The sequence below is a fragment of the Pseudomonas siliginis genome (assembly GCF_024072275.1).
Taxonomy (GTDB): Bacteria; Pseudomonadota; Gammaproteobacteria; order Pseudomonadales; family Pseudomonadaceae; genus Aquipseudomonas; species Aquipseudomonas siliginis.
The window spans coordinates 4,806,482-4,830,790 of sequence record NZ_CP099598.1 but is presented as its reverse complement, the minus strand read 5'-3'; the positions used below and the strand labels follow the sequence as shown (position 1 = coordinate 4,830,790).

General features: G+C 59.6%; 27 protein-coding genes and 1 tRNA gene. 20 read left to right on the top strand and 8 right to left on the bottom strand.

Annotation, left to right across the window (positions count from 1 at the left end; genetic code table 11):
* The first annotated feature begins 36 nt into the window (after nucleotides 1-36).
* Entirely contained in the window at nucleotides 37-528 is a 492-nt protein-coding gene (locus tag NF676_RS22115) for a RidA family protein (RefSeq protein ID WP_016773306.1), read from the top strand.
* Between the two features lie 360 nt (nucleotides 529-888).
* Here NF676_RS22115 and NF676_RS22110 read toward each other — a convergent pair whose 3' ends face one another.
* Both NF676_RS22110 and NF676_RS22105 read right to left on the bottom strand, forming a co-directional pair.
* Nucleotides 889-1,590 carry a hypothetical protein gene (locus NF676_RS22110; protein WP_016773307.1) on the bottom strand — a complete coding sequence of 234 codons (702 nt, stop codon included), beginning with the start codon at nucleotides 1,588-1,590 and terminating at the stop codon, nucleotides 889-891.
* A 134-nt stretch (nucleotides 1,591-1,724) separates the two neighbouring features.
* The gene (locus NF676_RS22105; protein WP_252886776.1) at nucleotides 1,725-2,651 is read right to left on the bottom strand and encodes a LysR family transcriptional regulator; all 927 of its coding nucleotides are present in this window, start codon (nucleotides 2,649-2,651) and stop codon (nucleotides 1,725-1,727) included.
* A gap of 102 nt (nucleotides 2,652-2,753) precedes the next feature.
* Here NF676_RS22105 and NF676_RS22100 point away from each other — a divergent pair, with 102 nt between their 5' ends.
* Entirely contained in the window at nucleotides 2,754-3,926 is a 1,173-nt protein-coding gene (locus NF676_RS22100; RefSeq protein ID WP_252886775.1) for an aspartate aminotransferase family protein, read from the top strand.
* A gap of 123 nt (nucleotides 3,927-4,049) precedes the next feature.
* Here the strand turns inward: NF676_RS22100 and NF676_RS22095 are convergent, their stop codons facing one another.
* The 3 genes from NF676_RS22095 to NF676_RS22085 all read right to left on the bottom strand — a co-directional run bounded on the left by NF676_RS22095 (nucleotide 4,050) and on the right by NF676_RS22085 (nucleotide 7,241).
* Nucleotides 4,050-5,969: an alkaline phosphatase D family protein gene (locus NF676_RS22095; protein ID WP_252886774.1), complete on the bottom strand. Its 1,920-nt coding sequence runs from the start codon at nucleotides 5,967-5,969 to the stop codon at nucleotides 4,050-4,052.
* Nucleotides 5,970-6,040: 71 nt separating this feature from the next.
* The gene (locus NF676_RS22090; RefSeq protein WP_056790172.1) at nucleotides 6,041-6,775 is read right to left on the bottom strand and encodes a hypothetical protein; all 735 of its coding nucleotides are present in this window, start codon (nucleotides 6,773-6,775) and stop codon (nucleotides 6,041-6,043) included.
* Nucleotides 6,776-6,875: 100 nt separating this feature from the next.
* Nucleotides 6,876-7,241, bottom strand: a complete 366-nt coding sequence (locus NF676_RS22085; protein ID WP_041479936.1) for a hypothetical protein — start codon at nucleotides 7,239-7,241, stop codon at nucleotides 6,876-6,878.
* A 115-nt stretch (nucleotides 7,242-7,356) separates the two neighbouring features.
* On the opposite strand from NF676_RS22085, the gene NF676_RS22080 reads away from it, so the two are divergent.
* Nucleotides 7,357-8,106 carry a hypothetical protein gene (locus NF676_RS22080; RefSeq protein WP_252868255.1) on the top strand — a complete coding sequence of 250 codons (750 nt, stop codon included), beginning with the start codon at nucleotides 7,357-7,359 and terminating at the stop codon, nucleotides 8,104-8,106.
* A gap of 35 nt (nucleotides 8,107-8,141) precedes the next feature.
* On the opposite strand, the gene NF676_RS22075 is transcribed toward NF676_RS22080, so the two are convergent.
* The gene (locus NF676_RS22075; protein ID WP_150741862.1) at nucleotides 8,142-8,471 is read right to left on the bottom strand and encodes a hypothetical protein; all 330 of its coding nucleotides are present in this window, start codon (nucleotides 8,469-8,471) and stop codon (nucleotides 8,142-8,144) included.
* A 220-nt stretch (nucleotides 8,472-8,691) separates the two neighbouring features.
* Here NF676_RS22075 and NF676_RS22070 point away from each other — a divergent pair, with 220 nt between their 5' ends.
* Together NF676_RS22070 and NF676_RS22065 are read left to right on the top strand one after the other, a co-directional pair.
* Nucleotides 8,692-8,910, top strand: a complete 219-nt coding sequence (locus NF676_RS22070; protein WP_236708192.1) for a DUF6429 family protein — start codon at nucleotides 8,692-8,694, stop codon at nucleotides 8,908-8,910.
* A 171-nt stretch (nucleotides 8,911-9,081) separates the two neighbouring features.
* Nucleotides 9,082-9,438, top strand: a complete 357-nt coding sequence (locus tag NF676_RS22065; RefSeq protein WP_252887984.1) for a DUF7079 family protein — start codon at nucleotides 9,082-9,084, stop codon at nucleotides 9,436-9,438.
* Nucleotides 9,439-9,620: 182 nt separating this feature from the next.
* On the opposite strand, the gene NF676_RS22060 is transcribed toward NF676_RS22065, so the two are convergent.
* Nucleotides 9,621-9,705: transfer RNA gene (locus tag NF676_RS22060), tRNA-Leu, on the bottom strand.
* 108 nt (nucleotides 9,706-9,813) lie between these two features.
* On the opposite strand from NF676_RS22060, the gene queA reads away from it, so the two are divergent.
* The 6 genes from queA to NF676_RS22030 all read left to right on the top strand — a co-directional run bounded on the left by queA (nucleotide 9,814) and on the right by NF676_RS22030 (nucleotide 15,918).
* Nucleotides 9,814-10,878, top strand: a complete 1,065-nt coding sequence (queA, locus tag NF676_RS22055; protein WP_016773315.1) for a tRNA preQ1(34) S-adenosylmethionine ribosyltransferase-isomerase QueA — start codon at nucleotides 9,814-9,816, stop codon at nucleotides 10,876-10,878.
* Nucleotides 10,879-10,892: 14 nt separating this feature from the next.
* On the top strand, nucleotides 10,893-12,008 hold the full coding sequence (gene tgt, locus NF676_RS22050) for a tRNA guanosine(34) transglycosylase Tgt (protein ID WP_160768392.1): 1,116 nt from the start codon (nucleotides 10,893-10,895) through the stop codon (nucleotides 12,006-12,008).
* Between the two features lie 43 nt (nucleotides 12,009-12,051).
* Nucleotides 12,052-12,390: a preprotein translocase subunit YajC gene (yajC, locus tag NF676_RS22045; RefSeq protein WP_016773317.1), complete on the top strand. Its 339-nt coding sequence runs from the start codon at nucleotides 12,052-12,054 to the stop codon at nucleotides 12,388-12,390.
* A 65-nt stretch (nucleotides 12,391-12,455) separates the two neighbouring features.
* Nucleotides 12,456-14,324, top strand: coding sequence for a protein translocase subunit SecD (secD, locus tag NF676_RS22040; protein ID WP_016773318.1), 1,869 nt, complete (start codon nucleotides 12,456-12,458; stop codon nucleotides 14,322-14,324).
* A gap of 9 nt (nucleotides 14,325-14,333) precedes the next feature.
* Entirely contained in the window at nucleotides 14,334-15,248 is a 915-nt protein-coding gene (gene secF / locus NF676_RS22035) for a protein translocase subunit SecF (protein ID WP_041479932.1), read from the top strand.
* 121 nt (nucleotides 15,249-15,369) lie between these two features.
* Nucleotides 15,370-15,918, top strand: a complete 549-nt coding sequence (locus tag NF676_RS22030) for a glycine zipper 2TM domain-containing protein (protein ID WP_041479931.1) — start codon at nucleotides 15,370-15,372, stop codon at nucleotides 15,916-15,918.
* A 242-nt stretch (nucleotides 15,919-16,160) separates the two neighbouring features.
* Here the strand turns inward: NF676_RS22030 and suhB are convergent, their stop codons facing one another.
* Nucleotides 16,161-16,979, bottom strand: a complete 819-nt coding sequence (gene suhB, locus NF676_RS22025) for a type III secretion system regulator SuhB (protein WP_016773320.1) — start codon at nucleotides 16,977-16,979, stop codon at nucleotides 16,161-16,163.
* A gap of 145 nt (nucleotides 16,980-17,124) precedes the next feature.
* On the opposite strand from suhB, the gene trmJ reads away from it, so the two are divergent.
* The 9 genes from trmJ to fdx all read left to right on the top strand — a co-directional run bounded on the left by trmJ (nucleotide 17,125) and on the right by fdx (nucleotide 24,304).
* Complete coding sequence (gene trmJ / locus NF676_RS22020) at nucleotides 17,125-17,895, top strand: tRNA (cytosine(32)/uridine(32)-2'-O)-methyltransferase TrmJ (RefSeq protein ID WP_041479930.1); 771 nt, start codon at nucleotides 17,125-17,127, stop codon at nucleotides 17,893-17,895.
* Between the two features lie 3 nt (nucleotides 17,896-17,898).
* On the top strand, nucleotides 17,899-18,675 hold the full coding sequence (gene cysE, locus NF676_RS22015) for a serine O-acetyltransferase (RefSeq protein WP_252886773.1): 777 nt from the start codon (nucleotides 17,899-17,901) through the stop codon (nucleotides 18,673-18,675).
* A gap of 240 nt (nucleotides 18,676-18,915) precedes the next feature.
* Nucleotides 18,916-19,407 carry a Fe-S cluster assembly transcriptional regulator IscR gene (gene iscR / locus NF676_RS22010; RefSeq protein ID WP_016773323.1) on the top strand — a complete coding sequence of 164 codons (492 nt, stop codon included), beginning with the start codon at nucleotides 18,916-18,918 and terminating at the stop codon, nucleotides 19,405-19,407.
* A 50-nt stretch (nucleotides 19,408-19,457) separates the two neighbouring features.
* Complete coding sequence (locus tag NF676_RS22005) at nucleotides 19,458-20,672, top strand: IscS subfamily cysteine desulfurase (RefSeq protein WP_016773324.1); 1,215 nt, start codon at nucleotides 19,458-19,460, stop codon at nucleotides 20,670-20,672.
* A gap of 100 nt (nucleotides 20,673-20,772) precedes the next feature.
* Entirely contained in the window at nucleotides 20,773-21,159 is a 387-nt protein-coding gene (gene iscU / locus NF676_RS22000; RefSeq protein WP_003227907.1) for a Fe-S cluster assembly scaffold IscU, read from the top strand.
* A 34-nt stretch (nucleotides 21,160-21,193) separates the two neighbouring features.
* Entirely contained in the window at nucleotides 21,194-21,517 is a 324-nt protein-coding gene (gene iscA, locus NF676_RS21995) for an iron-sulfur cluster assembly protein IscA (protein ID WP_003227904.1), read from the top strand.
* An 8-nt stretch (nucleotides 21,518-21,525) separates the two neighbouring features.
* Nucleotides 21,526-22,047 carry a co-chaperone HscB gene (gene hscB, locus NF676_RS21990; RefSeq protein WP_056790165.1) on the top strand — a complete coding sequence of 174 codons (522 nt, stop codon included), beginning with the start codon at nucleotides 21,526-21,528 and terminating at the stop codon, nucleotides 22,045-22,047.
* Between the two features lie 50 nt (nucleotides 22,048-22,097).
* Complete coding sequence (hscA, locus tag NF676_RS21985) at nucleotides 22,098-23,963, top strand: Fe-S protein assembly chaperone HscA (protein WP_039761433.1); 1,866 nt, start codon at nucleotides 22,098-22,100, stop codon at nucleotides 23,961-23,963.
* Nucleotides 23,963-24,304: an ISC system 2Fe-2S type ferredoxin gene (gene fdx / locus NF676_RS21980; RefSeq protein ID WP_016773327.1), complete on the top strand. Its 342-nt coding sequence runs from the start codon at nucleotides 23,963-23,965 to the stop codon at nucleotides 24,302-24,304. Before hscA ends, fdx begins: the two co-directional genes overlap by 1 nt.
* Nucleotides 24,305-24,309: the final 5 nt, after the last annotated feature.

Genomic DNA, 24,309 nt, shown 5'->3' with positions numbered 1-24,309 from the left:
GTCCTAACCCGTGCATTGATCAAAAGGCTGGGCGCAATGACCGAACGGATGACCTGCGATGAGCGTTTTATCGCCCTGGCCGAAGAACTCAACTACGACATCTATGGCGAGAACACCGCCGGTGGCAATTACGCGCCGCTGATCCGTCATCACGACGAGCTCTACATCAGCGGCATGGTGCCGCGGGTCAATGGCAAGATCCTCTATCCCGGTCGCGTGGGGCTGGAATTGAACCTCAAGGATGCGCAAGCCGCCGCAAGCATCAGCGCGATGCGTTGCCTGGCGCTGATCGTCGATGCGGTGGGTTCACTGGACAAGATTCGTGCGTTGTTGCGGGTCACGGTGTATGTGAAATCGACCGCCGACTTCGTCGACCTGAGCGAAGTGGCCAACGGCGCTTCGGATGTGTTCAGCCATGTGCTGGGCGATGCCGGGCGGCATACGCGCACGACCATCGGCGTGTATCAGTTGCCGAAGAATGCGGCGATTGAAGTGGACATGATTGCGGCGTTGCATCCTTCGGCTTGAGGGGGGGGTAGCGGTTTGCCCTCACCCTAACCCTCTCCCGGAGGGAGAGGGGACTGACTGAGGGGCTTTCAAGATATACGCCGACCTGAAATACCGAGCCGAACTCAGGTTTGAAAATCACACAAGTCGGCTCCCTCTCCCTCGGGAGAGGGGACTGACTGAGGGGCTTTCAAGATATACGCCGACCTGAAATACCGAGCCGAACTCAGGTTTGAAAATTACACAAGTCGGCTCCCTCTCCCTCGGGAGAGGGCTGGGGTGAGGGGCGACGATTTTCGCCTCCTCACGAATCACAAGCCGGACAACAAAAAGCCCCGCCTGAATCTCAGTGCGGGGCTTTTTCGTACAGCGGCTGCGCTATTACTGCGCCGCGATACTGTAACCATCAAACGCGGTCTGCTGCTGCAGGGCGGTGATGATGTTCTTGCGGTTCACCGCCTGTTCGGTACCGGCGTTATCGACGAAGGTTTCGCTTTCCAGCTCGGCTTCATCGCCTTCACCCACGAAAGTGAAACCGAGGAATTCCAGTGCCTCACGATCTACGTTCAGACGCGAACGCGGGGTGCGCATTGGCAGGGTCACGCTGGCGCCGTCCTTGCTGATGGTGAAGATTTCCACTTCTTTTTTCTTCGCAGCTTTGCTCTTGCCGCCGCTCGGGTTGCTGATCGCCTGATGGGTCTGATTCAGCACCTTCAGCGCCAGGCCATAGACGATTTCCTGGAATGCCGGATCGTCCTTGAAGCTGGACAGAATGCGTCCGATCGAGAACTTGCTGCTCAGGTCTTCCAGCGCGGCGATGTCGGCTGCCTCGGCGTCTTTCAGGCGCTTGAGTTCGCCCATCAGCTCGTACGCCTTGTCGTCATCAAAACTGTCATGCGCCTGACGGATCGCCGCACGCAATTCACGGATCTGGTCGCTCTCGCGGGTCGACTGGAACGCGTCCAGGACCATCTCGCTGATGATTTTGGCTTGAGGCAGGTGTTGTGAAAGATTGATGGAGTTTTCGTATTCCGCTTTGGACGACTGGGTGACTACGGATTCAGCGGTGTTGAAATCGGACATTGAAATTTCACTACTTTTTAACTTGAGTTGAGGCGAGAAAGCACGAGGTCTTTTTCAGGCCGACTAATTTAGGGGAGCGGGGCGGCGTTGTCACGGAGCAACGGTCTGGTGGTCGGGATTTTTCCCGGCGTGCGTTATATTCCGAGCATGGCGTCAGCGGGTTTCCCCCACGTACGCATCGCAAACTCGACAAAGCGTCTCAGCTTCGGCAATCGATAGCGATCCTGCGCATACAACAGATGCATCGGCCTGCTCGGCGGTTGGTAGTCCGTCATTACCCTGACCAGTTTACCGTCGCGCAGATCCTGCTCCACCAGCGCGTCGGGCAGCATCATGATGCCCATGCCGTTGCGCGCTGCCTGGTGCAAACCGGCGGAGCTGTTGATCAACATCGGCCCGCTGACGTCGACGAGGACTTCGCCTTCCGGACCGCTCAGACGCCAGCGTTTTTCCACCGATTGCCAGTCATCCCCAGCCGGATAGGCGAAGGATAGGCAATCGTGCTGCTGCAAATCCTGGGGCGTGTGCGGCATGCCGCGCCGCGCGATGTATTGCGGGGAGGCGCAGACGGTCAGGGTGTAGTCGATCAAGGGCCGGGCGATCAGGTTGGACTGGTCGAAATTGCCTAAACGGAAGGCAACATCGAGGCCGTTTTCCAGCAGATCCGGGCGGCTGTTGGTCAGCACCACGTCGAGTTTCACTTGCGGATACAGCAAGGAATATTCGCTGAGCGCCGGGGTCAGTCGTTCGACGCCGAAGGTCAGCGGCGCGGTGATACGCAGCAAACCGCGCGGCTCGTCCGACGCTTGTTCGGCAAGGCGTTCGGAGTCTGCCACCAGGCCGAGCACTTCCAGGCAGCGCTGATAATAGACGCTGCCGAATTCGGTCAGGCGCTGGCGGCGCGTGGTGCGTTGCAGCAGTTGCACGCCGAGCCGTTGCTCCAGCGCGCGCAGATGATTGCCCACCATCGTCGTCGACATTTCGCACTTCGCAGCGGCGGCCGTCATGCTCCCGGTTTCGACCACTTTGACGTAGACGCTCATCGACTGAAACAAATCCATTATCAAGCTCGGCTTTTAAATGATTGAAGTTTTTCCGGGTTTATCCAGTTCAGGTGGCTAACCATACTGCAAAAACACCGACCTGCAATGGAGTTTCACGTCATGACCGCCGCCCTGATGAACACCTACCAACCACTGGCCCTGAGTTTCACCAAGGGCCTGGGCACGCGCCTGTGGGATCAGGCGGGGCGCGAATATCTGGACGCTGTTGCCGGTGTGGCAGTGACCAATGTCGGCCACTCGCATCCGCGCATCGTCGCGGCGATCAGCGAGCAAGCGGGGCTGCTGCTGCACACCTCAAACCTGTACAGCATCGACTGGCAGCAACAACTGGCCAAACGGCTGACGGTGTTGTCGGGCATGCAGCGCGCGTTCTTCAACAACTCCGGCGCCGAAGCGAACGAGACGGCACTGAAACTGGCGCGTCTGTACGGCTGGCGCAAAGGCATCGAGCAGCCGCTGGTGGTGGTCATGGCCAACGCGTTTCATGGCCGCACCCTTGGCACCTTGTCCGCCAGCGATGGCCCGGCGGTGCGGCTGGGCTTCAACGAACTGCCAGGGGACTTCGTCAAAGTGCCGTTCGGCGATCTCGCCGCGCTGGAGCAAATACAACGCAAACACGGCGCGCGCATCGTGGCGATTCTGGTCGAGCCGATTCAGGGCGAAAGCGGCGTACAAGTCGCACCGCCGGGTTATCTCAAGGCCCTGCGCGACCTGTGCAATCGCCACGCGTGGCTGCTGATGCTCGATGAAATCCAGACCGGCATCGGCCGCACCGGGCAGTGGTTCGCCTTTCAACACGAAGGCATCGTGCCCGACGTCATGACCCTTGCCAAAGGCTTGGGCAATGGCGTGCCGATCGGCGCCTGCCTGGCCCGTGGCCGCGCGGCCGACCTGTTCACCCCGGGCAGCCATGGCAGCACTTTCGGCGGCAATCCACTGGCCTGCCGGGTCGGCTGCACGGTGCTGGACATCATCGAAGAACAAGGCCTGCTGGCGAATGCGCGGGTGCAGGGCGCACGGCTGCTGGAACGCTTGCGCGCCGAATTGGCAGACAACCCGAACGTGCTGGCAATCCGGGGGCAGGGCCTCATGATCGGTATCGAACTGAAACAACCGGTGCGCGACCTGACGCTGATCGCTGCGCGGGATCACGGCTTGTTGATCAACGTGACTCGTGGCAAGACCATCAGGTTGCTCCCGCCGCTGACGATTGATGAGCGCGAGGTGGGGATGATTGTCAGAGGGGTTGGGCGGGCTCTGGCCGCACATTGATTGGTCTGCGCAAAACCCTGTGGGAGCGAGCCTGCTCGCGAAAGCGGTCGACTATTCACAGTAGGTGTCGACTGAAATTGCGCCTTCGCGAGCAGGCTCGCACCCACAGATCAGCGCATGGCTTTAGTCCGGCGCATTTGCAAACTCCGGCGCCAGCATCCTCGTCTTCTCCGCCCCATTCGAGTTGTGCTGAACAATCTCGCTCGGCTGCCCCTGTTCATTGAAAAACACCTGTCCGATCCCCGCCGAATTCCACAGCCGTTCCCCGGCCTCGGCATGTTCCGGCGTGTACGGGACGATGCGCATCAGGCGGCGTTTGGTGAACCAGTTCAACGGTGAGCGTGGTGAGTAGAGCCAGCGGTTGAGGCGGTCGAACCATTCCAGCAGGGTCGGTGGGAATTCGTTCTTGATGCCGCTGCTGGTGATCTGCCAGATCCGTGGGCCGGCCTTGCGGTGGCGGATCAGGACTTCGTAGACGAAGGAATAATGCACATCGCCGGACAGCACCACGTAGTTTCCGGGTGTGCGCGAGTGTCGGAAAATGTTCAGTATCACCTGCGCCGCGCCGCGATGGGCCATCCAGTTTTCCGCGTCGACCAGCAGTGGATAACCGCACCAGCTGAACACCTTCTGCACGGTTTCAATCAGCTTCACCCCGAAGATCGGCGCCGGCGACACGATGATCGCCGAAGGGTGATCGAGCAGTTCCTGTTGCAGTTCGCTCAAGGCTTCCCAGTCGAGCAGGCCCGACGGTTGCTTGAGGGCCATCTCGCTGCGCCAGCGCCGGGTGCGCGTGTCGATCACCACCAGCGCCGGACTGCTCGGCAGCACAAAATGCCACTGCTGAAAACGCAGCAGCTGATCAATCAGATCATCCTGCACCGGCATGTCCAGATAGCCGTCATCACCGCTGGCGCTCAGTTGTGCGGTCTGCTCCAGCATTCCTTTGAAAGCGTCCGGATTGTTGCCCCAGCCCTGACACAACAGATAAGCAATCAGCGCGTTGCCGATAATGCGCTTGGAAAACGGATGGCCGTAGGCGGTTTCCTCCCACTGCGCAGAAAGATTCCAGTCATCGGTGATGTCGTGGTCATCGAAAATCATCAGGCTCGGCAGATGCGCCAGCGCCCGCGCGACGTTGCCCAGGCCCGTATTGAAGGCATCAATGCGCGTCTGCTCGAGGTGGTAGCGCTTGCGGCGTTCCGGCGTCAGCGTCGGCGCGCTCGGATTGATCAGCGACCACGGCGTCGGCGACCACACCAGCATGTACATGGCCATGACTTCGGCGAACGTCACCAGATGGTTGTCGGCACTGCTGCTGGTGAAAATCGGCTTACGCGCGCCACCGAAAAATCGCTCGCGCAAGGTCTCGTTGCTCTCTAGCGCCGGTAACAAATCCGCACGGTGGTAGTAGCTGGCCGGGTGTTGGTAGAGCTTGGCGCTGTCGCTGACCACGGCACCGTGAAGGTGCTCATCGAACAGACCCAGACGCTCGATCAAGGCATGAATCGCCCGCAGCATCGGCCCGGCAACATCGTCGGCATAGACCTGATCACCGCTCATCATCAGCAGCGCCGGGCGCCGTTGCGCATCGGTTTCGTCGGCCAGCAATTGATCGACGCAGAGCAAACCGTCGGTTGCCGGATGATGTGGCTTGCGGCAGGAACCGTGGAGCAATTGATCGATCCGCGAACGCACGACGAGGTTCGCGCAGCTGGCACCAGGGTAAAGCAGATGAGGCGCCCACTCAGCCATACCGATGGCGTCGTCGATCAGCAGGTCGTAATCGATAAACGTGTCGCAGGGCAGGGCGCTTTCAAGCTGAACGTCTATCAGATGCACGAACGCATGACGGCCTACGGCAATGACCGTGCATTTCTGCGAGTCGAGCGGAATATCTCCTACACCTTGCAGGCGCAAGGTCAGCGACAGTTCACGCGAGCCCACCAGCCACAGCACCACGCGCGTCGGCTCCAGCCGCCGCAGCAACGGACCGGCCAGTACAGGAGGCAGCGAGATCAGGTCATCAGGTGTTGAAAACATTGAGGGCAAAGTTCAAGGCGCACAGGCCGGCGATGATAGCGCAGCCGGCGCCCTGATCCCTTAAATCAGCCTTAAGAGTCGGCTTTTTGCAGTTTCAGCGCCAGCAGACGCCACTCCCCAGCCGTCGCATCAACCCGTGGCAATTCCTGCACGGAGCAATCGAAACGGTAGGTGACATCGTCGCCATTCATGTTGCGCGCAGTTACGCTGTTGCTGAAGCTGTAGACCTGATCCTTGTAGCGATGACTGACCAGCGCTTTGCTGTCAGCAAAACGCGCCGAAGCGGGATAACGCAGGGTGCTGGTGACAAACGGGCTGCACATGACATACGCGATCATCGACTTGTCGGCCTGTGTGTCGCCGCGCAACTTCTTGTTCAGCGCGGCGAGGGCCATGCGACCCTCGTAGTCGCTTTGATTCAGCACCGTTTGTACCGCCATTGATTTCGGCGCCCGGCTGACGTTATTCGGCAACAGTGCGGAGTCCGGCGGGGAAGGCTTGTCGTCCGCTTCGATGGCAGCAAAAACCGGCGCATCTTTCAGCTCGGTGACGGGCGTGACTGCCTCGGCTTCAGGCAACACAGAGGTCGACTCGACGACTGGCGTGTTTTGCGCCTGCGCCTCGTGATCGAACGACGAAGGAAACAGCGAAAAGGTGATCGACAACATCACCAGCCCGACAATGAACCCACCCGCCGCGCCAACGATGTTGCCGTAGAAAATATTCCAGCTGCCGCGGTTCTTCACCACCCAGCGCCACATGAAACCCCAGACAGCGACGAACGCCAGAAAACGCAGAAACTCCATTTGATCCTTTCCTTACCTTTCAACAATCCAAGCGCGGCGCGAGACGATCAGCGAGCACCGACGATGCGCGGCAAGATAGCAAAATAGACGCGCCGTCCGGCTACGGCTGCGGAAAATAATTCGCCGCCAGAAAAATCAACGTGACCATGCCGGCGGCAACGCCACAGACCCCCGCGAGCAGTTGACGTGCAACCGGATGCGCCGGCTGACGACGCTTGGCGATCCACAACCACACACCCGCCAGAACGCCCGCGCTGGTCATGAACACCACCAGGCTGTTATGCAGTCCCGGCGCTGCCATGGTGGTGCCGAACAGACCGTCATAAAGCAGTGTGAAGACAATGCCCGCCACCACAGCGCTGCCCGCTCCGGCGAGGTTTGCCAATAACAGATTCCAGTGCCCACGCTGTCGCACCACCCAGAACCACATTGCCGCCATGACCACTAAACACAACACAGCATCCATCGGATTTCTTTCCTTGCCACGAGACAGAGGCGACAACTTGTTCGCCTGTTGAGAGTGGACGGAACGATAGCAAAATAGTAGCGTCGCGCCATGCCTTCTCTGTAATGGACTACCCATGTTTTCCACAACCCGTTTGCTGCAACTGCTCGGCGCTCTCACCCTTGCCGTCTCCGTTACCCCAGCCTTCTGCTTCGCGAAAGAACACCCGCAAGCCAGCTGGGATTACTACCTCGCCAATTGCCAGCGCATGCAGGAGACAATCGCCGACGTCCAGAGCGGTCGCGTCTCCGCTGCCTATGCACTAACGTCCGGCCTGCAAGACAGCCTCGCCTCCATGAACGAGCGCCGCCTGAACCTGCTCCCGCAACACCTCGACTCCAGCGAGTACGCCCACTGCGAAAACGTCGCCGCCCACGCCGAGGCAACCCTGGCCCAAGGCAAAGCCGAGTTCGCCGCGCAAATGCAAAGGGGTGTGGAGGAGGGCCGTATTGCGCACCAGAATTCCCCCGCCTACCAACGCGCCCGTTCCCTCGGCTACAGCGACGTCGGCGATATCTCCTTCCTGAAACTGCACGAAGACACCGAAGGCGAAGCCCGCCTGAAAACCATGCTGATTACCGTCGACGAAATCTGCGGCCAATACTTCCGCGCCACGCAATACGTGAAGCCCTATGTGATCTACACGGTGCGACCGTCGGATGGCGGCTGTGGCGAAGTGAAGCGTGTTGCGATAGTTGGCGGAGGGCAACCAGAGAAGGGCGACTACATTGATCCCAACGGCGAATTTCAGTACATGGGCTGGAAAAAGCTGGTGGGCGCTGACGGCTTCCCAACAGATATTCGGGTGCTTAAAGCACGTCGCTGATCAGGAGAGATACCGGCATGGCTGTAGCGCGGCACTCAAAGAATGTCGCGCAGATACCCCTTCAGTGCGAGCAGCGGCTGCCCCAGCTGCTCCACCGACCGCGCCTGAGCCAACTCCGCCGACAACTTGCGCAACTCCCGCCCCAAGGGCTTCTCGACCCCACCCAAGGCATCCAGCGCCAGGTTCAGGCATGCGTTCATCTTGAACTGAATGGTCTCGACATCGCCGCGTTTCACCAGTAACTCGAAAACGTCTTTCTGATAATCGCCCATGACCATGTCATCGCGCAGGATCGGGCTCAGGCCCTCTTCTTCGTAGGCGAGTTTGAGGGAGAAGAGGGCGACGGTTTCCAGTGAGGTTTCCATGGGGATGTCTGTCAATGAAGTGAAGGGCTTGAGCCCGATGTGCGAAGTACCAGCGGAAGTCTATTTTGCGGGCGCGATTATACGGGCGGTCATCGCATGCGAGGCAACCAGCAATCGGCCATCTAAACTCTCAAGCTCGCGCAGCATTGACATCCACTTTGATACGACGCTTTGATTACAAAAACTGAACATCAGCGGAGTGACCATCATGGAATACGACATGAAACTGATCGACGACGCCGTCCTTGCTCTCCTGGCTGCCTATAGCTCCGACGACGGCAATGCGTGGAAGGGCTATGACTTCGAAATCATGAACCGCTTGCACGAACAGGGTTTGATCAGTAATCCGGTGAACAGGAACAAGTCGATATGGTTGACGAAGGAAGGGATGGAGCGGGGGCGGGAGATTGCTGAGCGGATGTTTGGGGCTAAGGAATAGGTTGGGCAAGCGCCCGATTCTGGACTTGAGCTGTTGCTCGGCAAGATGACGTCAGTTTTGGCCCTGGCTCGCCATAGCGATATGCATACGATTGTCGTCGGTGCGGTTACACGCAGATCTGCAGACGAAACGGTAGCGAGTTACTGGATAAGGAATCGGAGGATTTTTGCATTGGGACATCATCTGAATGAACCACAACTGACTAGGGTCAGAGATGCCTTATCGGAGCCTTTCAATCATTTCCCCACTGATTACGACTACGTCGTTCGTCAGCTCAAGGGCGTTGATCCAGCGGTGCTCTACAAGATTTTTTATTCAGAAGTAGCACCAGTGTGTTTCACAAACATTGCTGCAGTTCTGCCCACTGTATGGACTGGGTTTGACCCTGAATGGCTCAGAACCGAGATAGAGGAGAGGCTCGCGGCGCGACGGCGCAATTGGTTTCGCAGGCAGTACGACAGATTATTGGTGCGTTGGTTGGAGTACAACTATGACTACATGTGGAAGGAGATAGCCTCTAGGCTATGAGGACGGTTGCATGCGGTTTGGTATTCCTCGATGGTAAAAGCCACCTTTTGTTTCACCTATGCGGTGATTCAGGTCGCTTCAAGCTCAATCGTCGGGCGGGGCTTTAGTGGTCGGCATTGCACCAACCACTTTCCACCAGACGAAAAAAAGGCCCTGCTTTCGCAAGACCTTTTTCTCTGTGTTGGTGCCCCGAGGGAGACTCGAACTCCCACTCCTTTCGAAAACGGATTTTGAATCCGCCGCGTCTACCAATTCCGCCATCAGGGCTCAATGGCGGCGAAGTATAGAGAGGTGATTACCGTTGGTCAATCACGTTTCATGGTCAATTTTTGATATTTCCGCTAGACTTTCCGGCCCTGCTAGACGAACCCCATCATGCGCGTTGCTGACTTTACTTTCGAGCTTCCTGATTCGCTGATCGCCCGCCATCCGTTGGCCGAGCGTCGCGGTAGTCGCCTGCTGACCCTTGATGGGCCGAGCGGCGCCCTGGCACACCGTCAATTCACTGATTTGCTTGAGCATTTGCGCCCGGGCGATTTGATGGTGTTCAACAATACCCGGGTGATTCCGGCGCGGCTGTTCGGGCAGAAAGCGTCCGGCGGCAAGCTGGAAATTCTCATTGAGCGCGTGCTCGATGCGCACCGCGTGCTGGCGCATGTGCGCTCCAGCAAGTCGCCGAAACCGGGTTCGAAGATCCTTATCGACGGCGGTGGCGAAGCCGAGATGCTCGCGCGTCATGATGCGTTGTTCGAGCTGGGTTTTGCCGAGGAAGTGTTGCCGCTGCTCGACCGCGTCGGGCACATGCCGTTGCCTCCTTATATAGACCGCCCGGATGAAGGCTCGGATCGCGAGCGTTATCAGACCGTGTACGCTCAGCGCCTGGGCGCGGTGGCGGCGCCGACGGCGGGGCTGCATTTCGATGAGCCGCTGATGCAGGCGATTGCTGCCAAGGGCGTCGAGACTGCGTTCGTGACGTTGCACGTCGGCGCGGGGACATTTCAGCCGGTGCGTGTCGAGAAGATCGAAGATCACCACATGCACAGCGAGTGGCTGGAAGTCGGCCAGGATGTGGTCGACGCGGTCGCTGCGTGCCGTGCGCGGGGCGGTCGGGTGATTGCGGTCGGCACCACCAGCGTGCGTTCGCTGGAAAGTGCGGCGCGCGATGGTGTGCTCAAGCCGTTCAGTGGCGACACCGACATCTTTATCTATCCGGGCCGGCCGTTTCATGTGGTCGATGCCCTGGTGACCAATTTCCATTTGCCGGAATCCACGCTGTTGATGCTGGTTTCCGCGTTTGCCGGTTATCCCGAAACCATGGCCGCCTATAAGGCCGCCGTCGAAAACGGTTACCGCTTTTTCAGTTACGGGGATGCGATGTTCATCACCCGCAATCCCGCTCCAACTGCCCCTGAACAGACAGGCCCAGAGGAAACAGAATGAGTCGCGAATGTCGAATGTCCTTTGAGCTGCTGGCCACCGATGGCAAGGCTCGTCGTGGTCGCCTGACCTTTCCCCGTGGCACCGTCGAGACCCCGGCGTTCATGCCGGTCGGCACCTACGGCACGGTCAAGGGCATGCTGCCGCGCGACATCGTCGCCACGGGCGCGGAAATCATTCTGGGCAACACCTTTCACCTGTGGCTGCGTCCCGGCACTCAGGTGATCAAGGAGCACGGCGACCTACACGATTTCATGCAGTGGAAAGGCCCGATCCTCACCGACTCCGGCGGCTTCCAGGTGTTCAGCCTCGGCGCGATGCGCAAGATCAAGGAGGAGGGCGTGACCTTCGCTTCTCCGGTTGACGGCGCCAAAGTGTTCATGGGCCCGGAAGAGTCGATGCAGGTGCAGCGCGATCTCGGTTCCGACATCGTGATGATCTTCGACGAATGCACGCCGTATCCGGCTGACGAAGACGTCGCGCGCGTATCGATGGAATTGTCGCTGCGCTGGGCGCAGCGTTCGAAGAATGCCCACGGCGACAACACCGCGGCGCTGTTCGGCATCGTCCAGGGCGGCATGCATGAAAACCTGCGCATGCGCTCGCTCGAAGGCCTCGACAAGATCGGCTTCGACGGCCTCGCCATCGGCGGTCTGTCGGTGGGCGAACCGAAGCACGAAATGATCAAGGTGCTGGATTATCTGCCGGGCCAGATGCCCGCTGACAAACCTCGTTACCTTATGGGCGTTGGCAAACCGGAAGATCTGGTTGAGGGTGTGCGCCGCGGGGTGGACATGTTCGATTGCGTGATGCCAACCCGTAATGCCCGCAATGGGCATCTGTTCATCGATACCGGTGTGCTGAAGATCCGTAACGCGTTCCATCGCCATGATGAATCGCCGCTGGATCCGACCTGTGATTGCTACACCTGCCAGAACTTCTCGCGCGCTTATCTGCATCACCTGGACAAGTGCGGCGAAATGCTCGGCAGCATGCTCAATACCATCCATAACTTGCGCCATTATCAGGTGCTCATGGCTGGTTTGCGCGAGGCTATTCAACAGGGTACATTGGCCGCCTTTGTCGATGCCTTCTACGCCAAACGCGGACTTCCCGTTCCGCCTTTGGACTGAGTTTTCTGACCCCAAGATTCAACATTTGCAACTGGAGTGCTAAATGAGCTTTTTTATCTCTAACGCCATGGCTGACGCAGCTGCACCGGCTGCTGCAAGCCCAATGGGCGGCGGCTTCGAGTGGATTTTCCTGGTCGGCTTCCTGGTCATCTTCTACCTGATGATCTGGCGTCCACAGGCCAAGCGCGCCAAAGAGCAGAAGAACCTGCTGAGCAGCCTGCAGAAGGGCGACGAAGTCGTGACCACTGGCGGCATCGCCGGCAAGATCACCAAGGTTGCCGATGATTTCGTGGTTCTGGAAGTTTCCGACACCGTGGAAATGAAGTTCCAGAAAGGCGCCATCGCCGCCACGCTGCCAAAAGGCACGCTGAAAGCGATCTAAGAGCAACAACTTCTACTCAATCGACGGGGCGCGCAAGGCGCCCCGCGTTCATAACGGGCGGCGTGATGCTGAACAAATACCCTCTGTGGAAATACATTCTGATCCTGGCGGTGCTGGCGATCGGTCTGATTTATTCCGCTCCCAATCTTTACCCCGATGACCCGGCCATTCAGATCAGCGGCGCCAGCACGGCTCTGCAGGTCAATGACGCCGATCTGGCTCGCGTCAGCACAGCGCTGAAAGAGTCCGGCATCAACGTCAAGGCGGCTACGCTGACGGCGGGCGGCAAGGGCGGTCTGATCCGTCTGAGCAAGGCTGAAGATCAGCTGCCTGCCAAGGACGTTGTACGCAAGGCATTGGGTGATGACTACGTCGTCGCGCTGAACCTGGCACAGACCACCCCGCAATGGCTGCGCAACCTCGGTGCGCACCCGATGAAGCTGGGTCTGGACTTGTCCGGTGGTGTGCACTTCCTGCTCGAAGTGGACATGGACAAAGCCCTCGATGCGCGCCTGAAAGTCTACGAAGGCGACGTCAAGAGCCTGCTGCGCAAAGAGAAGCTGCGCTATCGCAGCCTGCCGCAACTGGGCGGTGCCATTCAGTTGGGCTTCAGCGATGAAGATTCCCGCGAACAGGCCCGTGCGCTGATCCGCAAGAACTTCAACGATTTCGACATTGTTCCGGCCGACCTCAACGGTCAACCGGTGCTGCGTCTGGCGATGACCCCGGCCAAGCTGGCGGAAATCCGTGAATACTCCATCAAGCAGAACCTGACCACGGTACGTAACCGCGTCAACGAGCTGGGTGTTGCCGAACCGATCGTGCAGCGTCAGGGCGCCAACCGCATCGTGGTTGAGCTGCCGGGCGTGCAGGACACTGCCGAAGCCAAGCGTATTCTCGGCAAGACGGCCAACCTCGAGTTCCGTCTGGCCGCCGAGCCGGGCGCTTCGAAAGCCACTTCCGAGTCGTTCGAATTCCGCGAAGGCAACCGTCCGCCAGCGCAGATCGAGCGTGGCCTGATCATCACCGGTGACCAGGTCACCGACGCCAAGGCCGGTTTCGGCGAGCACGGCACGCCTGAAGTGAACATCCGTCTGGATGGCCACGGTGGCGAGCTGATGAGCCGCGCGACCCGTTCCAACGTCGGTCGCAGCATGGCGGTGATCTTCATCGAACAGCGTCCGGTCACCACTTACACCAAGCAAGTGGTTGATGGTGTCGAGAAAGACGTTGCGGTGCAGACGTTCAAGGAAGAGAAGAAGATCATCAGCCTGGCGACCATTCAGTCGCCGCTGGGTGCGCAATTCCGCATCACTGGCCTGAACGGTCAGGGCGAGTCGTCCGAGCTGGCGCTGCTGCTGCGTGCCGGTGGTCTGGCTGCACCGATGTACTTCGCTGAAGAGCGCACAATCGGTCCGAGCCTGGGTGCTGACAACATCACCAAAGGTATCGACGCTTCCCTGTGGGGCATGCTGTTCGTATCGCTGTTCATCATCGCCATCTACCGCTTCTTCGGCGTCATCGCCACCGTCGCGCTGGCGGTGAACATGGTGCTGCTGCTGGCATTGATGTCGCTGTTGGGCGCCACGCTGACCCTGCCGGGTATCGCCGGTATCGTCCTGACCATGGGTATGGCGGTCGACGCCAACGTACTGATCTTCTCGCGGATTCGTGAAGAGATCGCCGCCGGCATGACTGTGCAGCGGGCAATCAACGAAGGCTTCGGCCGGGCATTTACTGCGATTCTCGATGCCAACCTGACCACCTTGCTGGTCGGCGGCATTCTCTTCGCCATGGGCACCGGCCCGGTGAAGGGTTTCGCAGTGACCATGTCCCTCGGGATCTTTACCTCGATGTTCACGGCCATCATGGTGACCCGCGCAATGGTCAACCTGATCTTTGGCGGACGTGACTTCAAGAAGTTGTGGATTTAAGGGGCTGCCATGTTACGTACAATCAACTTCATGGGCGTTCGCAACTTCGCGTTCGGCGTCACCGTGTTGCTTACCGTCATTGCCTTGTTCAGTGTCGCCACCAAGGGCATGAACTGGGGTCTGGACTTCACCGGCGGTACGCTCATCGAGCTGACCTACGAGCGTCCGGCCGATGTCACCAAGGTGCGCGAGCAACTGGCGACTTCCGGTTATCACGAAGCTGTGGTGCAGAACTTCGGCGCCACTACTGACTTGCTGGTGCGCATGCCGGGTGAAGACCCGCAGCTGGGCCATCAGGTCGCAGACGCATTGCAGAAAGTCGGCGGCGACAACCCGGCGACGGTCAAGCGTGTCGAATTCGTCGGCCCGCAGGTCGGTGAAGAACTGCGCGACCAGGGCGGCCTCGGCATGCTGCTGGCGCTCGGCGGCATCCTGATCTACCTGGCGTTCCGCTTTCAGTGGAAGTTTGCGGTCGGCGCCATTGTGTCGCTGATCCACGACGTGATCGTGACCGTGGGTATCCTCTCGTACTTCCAGATCACCTTCGATCTGACGGTGCTGGCGGCGGTGCTGGCGATCATCGGTTACTCACTGAACGACACCATCGTGGTCTTCGACCGGGTGCGTGAGAACTTCCGTGTGCTGCGCAAGGCGACGCTGATCGAGAACATCAACATCTCGACCACCCAGACCCTGCTGCGCACCATGGCGACGTCGATCTCCACGCTGCTGGCCATCGCGGCACTGTTGTTCTTCGGCGGCGACAACCTGTTCGGCTTCTCCATCGCGCTGTTCATCGGTGTACTGGCGGGTACCTACTCGTCGATCTACATCGCCAACGTGGTGTTGATCTGGCTGAACCTGACCACCGAGGATCTGATTCCTCCGGCTAACACCGATAAGGAAGTCGACGACCGTCCATAACGGCCAGCGATTTTCCGGCTGTCAGCCAACAAAAGGCGCGAGTTGAACTCGCGCCTTTTTTTGTGCTCCAAGGCTGGGAGAAGCGCGGGCGCGTCCCGCATGTGATGGTCAGGAGGTTCATGTGAACAAGTCGTTGCTGGTTGGTGCGGTATTGGGTGCTGTCGGTGTCACAGCCGGGGGTGCTGTTGCCACCTACAGCCTGGTTAAAAGCGGCCCTGAGTATGCGCAAGTATTAGCCGTTGAGCCGGTCAAGACACAGATCAAGACTCCACGTGAAGTATGCAAGGATGTAACCGTGACCCGGCAGGCGCCGGTCAAGGATCAACACCAGATTCTCGGCACGGCGATCGGTGCCGTAGCCGGTGGTTTGTTGGGTAATCAGGTGGGCGGCGGTACCGGCAAGAAGATTGCCACCGTGGCCGGTGCAGTTGGCGGCGGTTATGCCGGTAACAAGGTGCAGGAAGGTATGCAGAACCGCGACACCTACACCACTACGCAAACTCGCTGCAACACGGTCAATGACATCAGCGACAAGGTCGTCGGCTACGACGTGCGTTACTCGCTCGATGGCAAGGAAGGCAAGGTGCGGATGGATCGCGATCCGGGCAACCAGATTCCGGTCGACAAGGAAGGCAAGCTGATCCTGTCGCAGAATGAGCCGGCTCAGTAAGGATTTACGGTTGTGAAAAGAAGCACCCTGCGGGGTGCTTTTTTTGTACCCGCGATTCAGGGCAGCGCGCGATTCTCACCTGTGGGAGCGAGCCTGCTCGCGAATACGGTCTAGCAGTGGATATTTTCTTTGCTGACACGCCCCATTCGCGAGCAGGCTCGCTCCCACAGGGAATTGTGCTGTTTGGAATTGCAGGCATAAAAAAAGCACCCCGGAGGGTGCTTTTTGGTTTCGCGGAAAGCTTAGCGCTTCAGCGAGGCCGGCAGGTGCGGCTGGATCGCCGTCAGCACTGCCTTGAAGCATTTGGTGTTGCCGGCAACGATGTGGCCTTTCTCAAGGAAGTCGTGACCACCGGTGAAGTCGCTCACCAGGCCGCCGGCTTCTTGAATCAGCAGGGCGCCTGCAGCCATGTCCCACTCGGACAGGCCCGACTCCCAGAACGCATCGAAACGACCGGCAGCCACGTAAGCCAGGTCCAGGCTCGCCGAACCGGCGCGGCGGATGCCGGCAGTCTGGCCAACCAGGGCGCGGAACATGCCCAGGTAGTTGTCGAGGTTGTCCATCTGATCGTCACGGAACGGGAAGCCAGTGCCGAGCAGGGCGCCGTCGAGGCTGGTGCGACCGCTGACGCGCAGGCGACGACCGTTCAGTTGAGCGCCGCGACCACGGCTGGCGGTGAATTCTTCCTGGCGAACCGGGTCCAGAACCACTGCGTGCTCCAGGCGTCCACGATATTTGCAGGCAATGCTCACTGCAAAGTGCGGAATGCCACGGAGGAAGTTGGTGGTGCCGTCCAGCGGATCGATGATCCACAGGTACTCTTCGCCTTCGATGCCGGTGCCAGCGTGCAGGCCGGTTTCTTCACCCTGAATCGAGTGGTTCGGGTAAGCCTTGCGCAGGGCATCGATGATTTTCTGTTCAGCGGCGCGATCGACCTCGGATACGTAATCCTTGGCGTCTTTTTCGTCGACCTTGATGGTATCCAGGCGCTCGATGGAGCGGAAGATCAGTTCACTGGCGCTGCGGGCGGCGCGCAGCGCGATATTCAGCATGGGCTGCATGGATGTGTCACCTAAGGTTGTTAAAGAAAGCCGCGCATTCTATCAGAACTTTTCTTCAGGTGAAGGACGCTGTTCGCTTTCATAGCTTAACGGTAGGCTGTTCTGTAAGATTTGCCCCCCTTTCCTGTGTCCGAGAGCGCCTCCCTTGCTGCAGAACATTCGTGTCGTCCTGGTCAACACCAGCCACCCCGGCAACATCGGCGGGGCCGCGCGCGCCATGAAAAACATGGGTCTGTCGCGACTGGTGCTGGTCGATCCGCGGGTCTTCCCGCACCACGAGGCCGATGCCCGCGCCTCCGGTGCCGGTGACATCCTTGAAAACGCGCAAGTCGTCGCCACGTTGGAAGATGCTCTGGTCGGCTGCAATCTGGTGCTCGGCACCAGCGCCCGCGACCGGCGTATTCCCTGGCCGCTGCTGGATCCGCGCGAATGCGGTAACAAGGTGGTCGAGGAAGCCGGGCAGGGCGCCGAGATTGCTTTGGTGTTCGGCCGTGAAGATTCCGGCCTGACCAACGAAGAGCTGCAGCGATGTCACTTTCACGTACACATCCCTTCCGACCCGACCTTCAGTTCGCTGAATCTCGGGGCGGCGGTGCAGGTATTGAGTTATGAAGTGCGCATGGCCTGGCTGGCCGCACAGGGTCAGCCAAGCAAGGTCGAGAAAGAAGAAGTGGCCTCGGTGAAAAGTGCCGAGCTGGCGACCATGGATGAGCTGGAGCGATTCTATGAGCACCTGGAGCAGACGCTGGTTGCCATCGAATTCCTCGATCCGGAAAAGCCACGGCACTTGATGGCGCGCCTGCGCCGGTTGTACGGACGCAGCTCGGTCAGCCGGGCGGAAATGAATATTTTGCGTGGCATCCTCACGGAAACCCAGAAAGCGGCCCGTGGCGAGCTTCTAAAGCGGAAGGATTGAATGATGTTTGAGCGTTTGCGTGAAGATATCCAGAGCGTATTCCATCGAGACCCGGCGGCGCGTAACGCTTTTGAAGTCCTGACCTGCTACCCCGGCATGCATGCGATCTGGATTCATCGACTGGCCGGCATGCTCTGGCGTAACGAATTGAAGTGGCTGGCGCGGCTGGTGTCGAACTTCGGTCGCTGGCTGACCGGGATCGAGATTCATCCGGGCGCCAAGGTCGGTCGGCGTTTCTTCATCGACCACGGCATGGGCATCGTCATTGGTGAAACCGCCGAGATCGGCGACGACGTGACTATCTATCAGGGTGTGACCCTCGGCGGCACCAGCTGGAACAAAGGCAAGCGCCACCCGACGCTGGGTGATGGCGTGGTGGTCGGCGCTGGCGCCAAGGTGCTTGGCCCGTTCACGGTGGGTGCCGGCGCCAAAGTCGGTTCCAATGCTGTGGTCACCAAAGAAGTGCCGCCGGGCGCCACGGTGGTGGGGATTCCGGGGCGGATCATCGTCAAGACCGACGAAGAGCAAAACGCCAAGCGCAAAGCCATGGCGGAAAAGATCGGTTTCGACGCCTACGGTGTCAGCGAAGATATGCCCGACCCGGTGGCCCGCGCCATCGGCCAGTTGCTCGATCATCTGCAAGCAGTGGACGGGCGCCTGGAAGGCATGTGCGGCGCACTGAAGGATCTGGGCAGCAATTACTGTGCGAAAGATCTGCCTGAACTGCGCGAAGAAGACTTCGCTTGCGTCAAGGGCAAGGACGAATCGAAAGCCGGCTGAACCGCGGCGCTGCTTTTCGCGAGCAGGCTCGCTCCCACAAGAGCAATGCATTCCAATGTGGGAGCGAGCCTGCTCGCGAAGAACGATCACGCGGTTCCGCTGGCTGTCCGCAGCCCGTCTTTGCTATAGTGCGCGCGCTCTTTTGCGGGTAAACCCGACTAAAGCACTAGGTCTTATAGTTGACTTAAATGCTCGGGAATTGCATACTCCCGCCCATTCCGAACTCCGTGGTAACTGTCCATGCGACTGACTACAAAAGGCCGATACGCCGTGACCGCCATGCTTGACCTGGCGTTGCACGCGCAGCACGGGCCGGTGTCTCTGGCCGATATCTCCGAGCGCCAAGGCATCTCCCTGTCCTACCTCGAGCAGCTGTTTGCCAAGCTGCGCCGCAGCAACCTGGTTTCCAGCGTTCGCGGTCCGGGTGGTGGCTACCAGTTGTCCCGCGACATGCAGGGCATCCAGGTCGCCCAGGTGATCGATGCGGTGAACGAATCGGTCGATGCCACCAAGTGCCAGGGCCAGGGCGATTGCCATTCCGGTGATACCTGCCTGACCCATCATCTGTGGTGCGACTTGAGCCTGCAGATTCACGAATTTCTGAGCGGTATCAGCTTGGCCGACCTTGTCACTCGCCGTGAGGTACAAGAAGTGGCCCAGCGTCAGGACCAGCGCCGTTGCAGCAGCAAGGCGCCACGCCTGGACAAGATTGAAGCGTCCGCCGTCGAATGACAGCCGAAGAGCTACCCGCGGCACGCCAGCCCTGATTTAGGAGATAGTCCATGAAATTGCCGATTTACCTTGATTACTCTGCAACCACCCCGGTTGATCCGCGCGTTGCGCAGAAAATGAGTGAATGCCTGCTGGTCGACGGAAACTTCGGTAACCCGGCGTCCCGTTCCCACGTGTTCGGCTGGAAGGCTGAAGAGTCCGTCGAAAACGCTCGTCGTCAGGTGGCCGATCTGGTCAATGCCGACCCGCGCGAAATCGTCTGGACCTCCGGTGCCACCGAATCCGACAACCTGGCGATCAAGGGCGCGGCACATTTCTACGCCTCCAAGGGCAAGCACCTGATCACCAGCAAGATCGAGCACAAGGCAGTCCTCGACACCATGCGCCAGCTGGAGCGTGAAGGTTTCGAAGTTACCTACCTCGAGCCGACCGAAGACGGTCTGATCACCCCGGCAATGATTGATGCGGCACTGCGCGAAGACACCATTCTGGTGTCGGTGATGCACGTCAACAACGAAATCGGCACCATCAACGACATCGCTGCAATCGGCGAGATGCTGCGCGCCAAAGGCGTGCTGTTCCATGTCGACGCGGCTCAGTCCACCGGCAAGGTCGAAATCGATCTGCAGAAGCTGAAAGTCGACATGATGTCGTTCTCCGCTCACAAGACTTATGGCCCTAAAGGCATCGGCGCGCTGTACGTCAGCCGCAAGCCGCGTGTGCGCATCGAAGCGACCATGCACGGCGGCGGTCACGAGCGCGGCATGCGTTCCGGCACCCTGGCGACCCACCAGATCGTCGGCATGGGCGAAGCGTTCCGCGTAGCCAAGGAAGACATGGCCGCTGAAAACGTGCGCATCAAAGCCTTGAGCGATCGCTTCTACAAGCAGGTCGAGCACCTGGAAGAGCTGTACGTCAACGGCAGCCTGACCGCCCGCGTACCGCACAACCTGAACCTGAGCTTCAACTACGTTGAAGGCGAGTCGCTGATCATGGCGCTCAAGGATCTGGCGGTATCGTCCGGTTCGGCCTGCACCTCGGCGTCGCTGGAGCCTTCGTACGTACTGCGCGCCCTGGGCCGCAACGACGAACTGGCACACAGCTCGATCCGCTTTACCTTCGGCCGTTTCACCACCGAAGAAGAAATCGACTACGCCGCGCAGAAAGTCTGCGAGGCCGTTACCAAGCTGCGCGCTCTGTCGCCGCTGTGGGACATGTACAAAGACGGCGTCGATATCTCGAAAATCGAGTGGGCGGCACACTAACTATAGAAGCCGCCGGATACAGATCCTGTAGCGACGCGGCGTTAACGCAGCGCAGTTGCAGGGTCTCAAGAGCGGCCCTGATGAGTGAGGATTGAGAATCATGGCTTACAGCGAAAAGGTCATCGACCACTACGAAAACCCGCGCAACGTCGGCAAGATGAACGCGGAAGATCCTGATGTCGGCACCGGCATGGTCGGCGCTCCGGCGTGCGGCGACGTGATGCGTCTGCAGATCAAGGTCAACGATCAGGGCGTTATCGAAGACGCCAAGTTCAAGACCTACGGTTGCGGTTCGGCCATTGCATCCAGCTCCCTCGCCACCGAGTGGATGAAGGGCAAGACCCTGGACGAAGCCGAAACCATCAAGAACACTCAGCTGGCCGAAGAACTGGCTTTGCCGCCAGTGAAAATCCACTGCTCCGTGCTCGCTGAAGACGCTATCAAAGCGGCTGTTCGCGACTACAAGCAGAAGAAAGGCTTGATCTGAATTTCAAGATTCGGCGACGAGTAAGGAGTCAACGATGGCTATCAGCATGACAGAAGCGGCTGCTCGACACGTGCGGCGCTCCCTCGACGGGCGCGGCAAAGGTGAAGGGATTCGTCTGGGTGTTCGCACCACAGGCTGTTCCGGCCTTGCCTACGTGCTGGAGTTTGTCGACGAGGTAGTGGCGGAGGATCAGGTGTTCGAGAGTCACGGCGAAAAAGTGATCATCGACCCGAAAAGCCTGGCCTACCTGGACGGCACCGAGCTCGACTTCGTCAAGGAAGGGTTGAACGAAGGCTTCAAGTTCAACAACCCCAACGTGCGCGGTGAATGTGGCTGCGGCGAAAGCTTCAACATCTGAGGCTGGTCGTGGGTATTCCTTGTCATTTCGCTTTATTCGAGCTGCAACCGAGCTTCCGCCTGGACCTCGAGCAGTTGGCCACGCGCTACCGTGAGTTGGCGCGCGGCGTCCATCCTGACCGCTTTGCCGACGCTTCCGAGCGCGAGCAGCGCTCGGCACTCGAGCAATCGGCGCGGCTCAACGACGCCTACCAGACGCTCAAGAGCCCGGCCCAGCGCGCACGCTACCTGCTGAAAATCAGCGGGCATGAAGTGCCGATGGAAGTCACCGTCCACGATCCCGAGTTTCTTCTGCAGCAGATGCAATGGCGCGAAGAGCTCGAAGATCTGCAGGACAGCGCCGACCTCGACGGTGTCGCGGTATTCAAGCGTCGTTTGAAGACGGCTCAGGAACAGCTCAACGAAAGCTTCGCAGCCTGTTGGGATGATGCAGCGCAACGTGAACAGGCCGAACGCCTGATGCGGCGCATGCAGTTCCTCGACAAGCTCACCTACGAAGTGCGCCAGCTGGAAGAGCGCCTCGACGATTAACCCAGTGCTGCCCTGATTGCACGCTGACAGACAGACAAGACCTGATCACCATGGCTCTACTGCAGATCGCCGAACCCGGCCAAAGTCCTCAACCGCACCAGCGCCGTCTGGCTGTGGGCATCGACTTGGGTACTACCAATTCGCTGGTCGCTGCGCTGCGCAGTGGTCTTTCCGAACCGCTGGCCGACGCCAACGGGCAGGTCATCCTGCCGTCCGCCGTGCGTTATCACGCCGACCGCGTCGAAGTCGGTGAGTCCGCCAAGCTGGCGGCATCCTCCGATCCTCTTAACACCGTGCTCTCGGTCAAGCGCTTGATGGGTCGTGGTCTGTCCGACGTCAAGCAATTGGGCGAGCAACTGCCGTACCGCTTTGTCGGCGGCGAATCGCACATGCCGTTCATCGACACCGTGCAAGGCCCGAAAAGCCCGGTTGAAGTCTCCGCGGATATCCTCAAGGTCCTGCGTCAGCGCGCTGAAGCGACCTTGGGTGGCGAACTGGTTGGCGCGGTAATCACCGTTCCTGCCTACTTCGACGATGCGCAGCGTCAGGCCACCAAAGATGCGGCCAAACTCGCCGGTCTGAACGTGTTGCGTCTGCTCAATGAGCCGACCGCTGCTGCTGTGGCGTATGGTCTGGATCAACATGCTGAAGGCCTGGTTGCAATTTATGACCTTGGCGGCGGTACCTTCGATATTTCGATTCTGCGTCTGACTGGCGGCGTCTTTGAAGTTCTGGCCACTGGCGGCGACAGCGCGCTGGGCGGCGATGACTTCGATCATGCGATTGCCGGCTGGATCATCGAGAGTGCTGGCCTGTCCGCCGATCTCGATCCGGGCGCACAACGCAATCTGCTGCAAACCGCCTGCGCGGCCAAAGAAGCTTTGACCGATGCAGCCAGTGTGGAAGTGGCTTACGGCGACTGGAAAGCGCAACTGACCCGCGAAGCCTTCGATGCGCTGATCGAGCCAATGGTCGCGCGCAGTCTGAAAGCCTGCCGCCGCGCGGTTCGCGATTCCGGTATTGAACTGGAAGACGTCCACGCTGTGGTCATGGTCGGCGGTTCGACCCGCGTGCCACGTGTTCGTGAAGCCGTTGCCGAAGCCTTCGGTCGTCAGCCATTGACGGAAATCGACCCGGATCAAGTGGTGGCCATCGGGGCCGCGATCCAGGCCGACACCCTGGCTGGCAACAAGCGCGATGGCGGCGAACTGCTGCTGCTCGACGTGATTCCGCTTTCCCTTGGTTTGGAAACCATGGGCGGTCTGATGGAGAAGGTGATTCCGCGCAACACCACCATCCCGGTCGCCCGCGCTCAGGACTTCACCACCTATAAAGACGGCCAGTCGGCCATGGCGATCCACGTGTTGCAGGGTGAGCGCGAGCTGATCAGCGACTGCCGCTCTCTGGCTCGCTTCGAATTGCGCGGCATTCCGGCGATGGTGGCCGGTGCGGCGAAAATTCGCGTGACCTTCCAGGTCGACGCCGACGGTCTGCTCAGCGTGTCTGCCCGTGAATTGGGCTCGGGCGTTGAGGCGAGCATTCAGGTCAAACCTTCCTATGGTCTGACCGATGGCGAAATCGCCAAGATGCTCAAGGATTCGTTCCAGCACGCCAATGACGACAAGGTCGCCCGCGTCCTGCGTGAGCAGCAAGTCGATGCCCAGCGCCTGCTCGAGGCGGTGCAGGGCGCGCTGGAGGCCGATGGCGAGCGATTGCTCGACGCCGAAGAGCGTATGGTCATCGAACTGCAAATGCAGGAACTGGCCGAACTGATGAAAGGTACCGATGGCTACGCCATCGAGCAGCAGACCAAGCGTCTGTCGCAAGTGACCGATGCTTTTGCTGCCCGCCGCATGGATCTGACGGTGAAAGCCGCTCTGTCGGGGCGCAACCTGAATGAAATCGAGGATATCTGATGCCGCAGGTCATTTTTCTGCCCCACGAGAAGTTCTGCCCTGAAGGCATGGTGGTCGAGGCTGCGCCCGGCACATCGATTCTCGAACTGGCCCACGAACACCATATCGAGATGGAAAGCGCGTGCGGCGGCGTCTGCGCCTGCACCACCTGCCACTGCATCATCCGCGAGGGTTTTGACTCGCTGGAAGAGGCTGACGAGCTGGAAGAGGATTTCCTTGATCGTGCCTGGGGCCTTGAGGCGCAATCGCGTCTGGCTTGCCAGGCCATCGTCGGTGAGGAAGACCTCACCGTCGAGATTCCGAAATATTCGCTTAACCATGCGGCCGAAGCGCCGCACTGACTGGT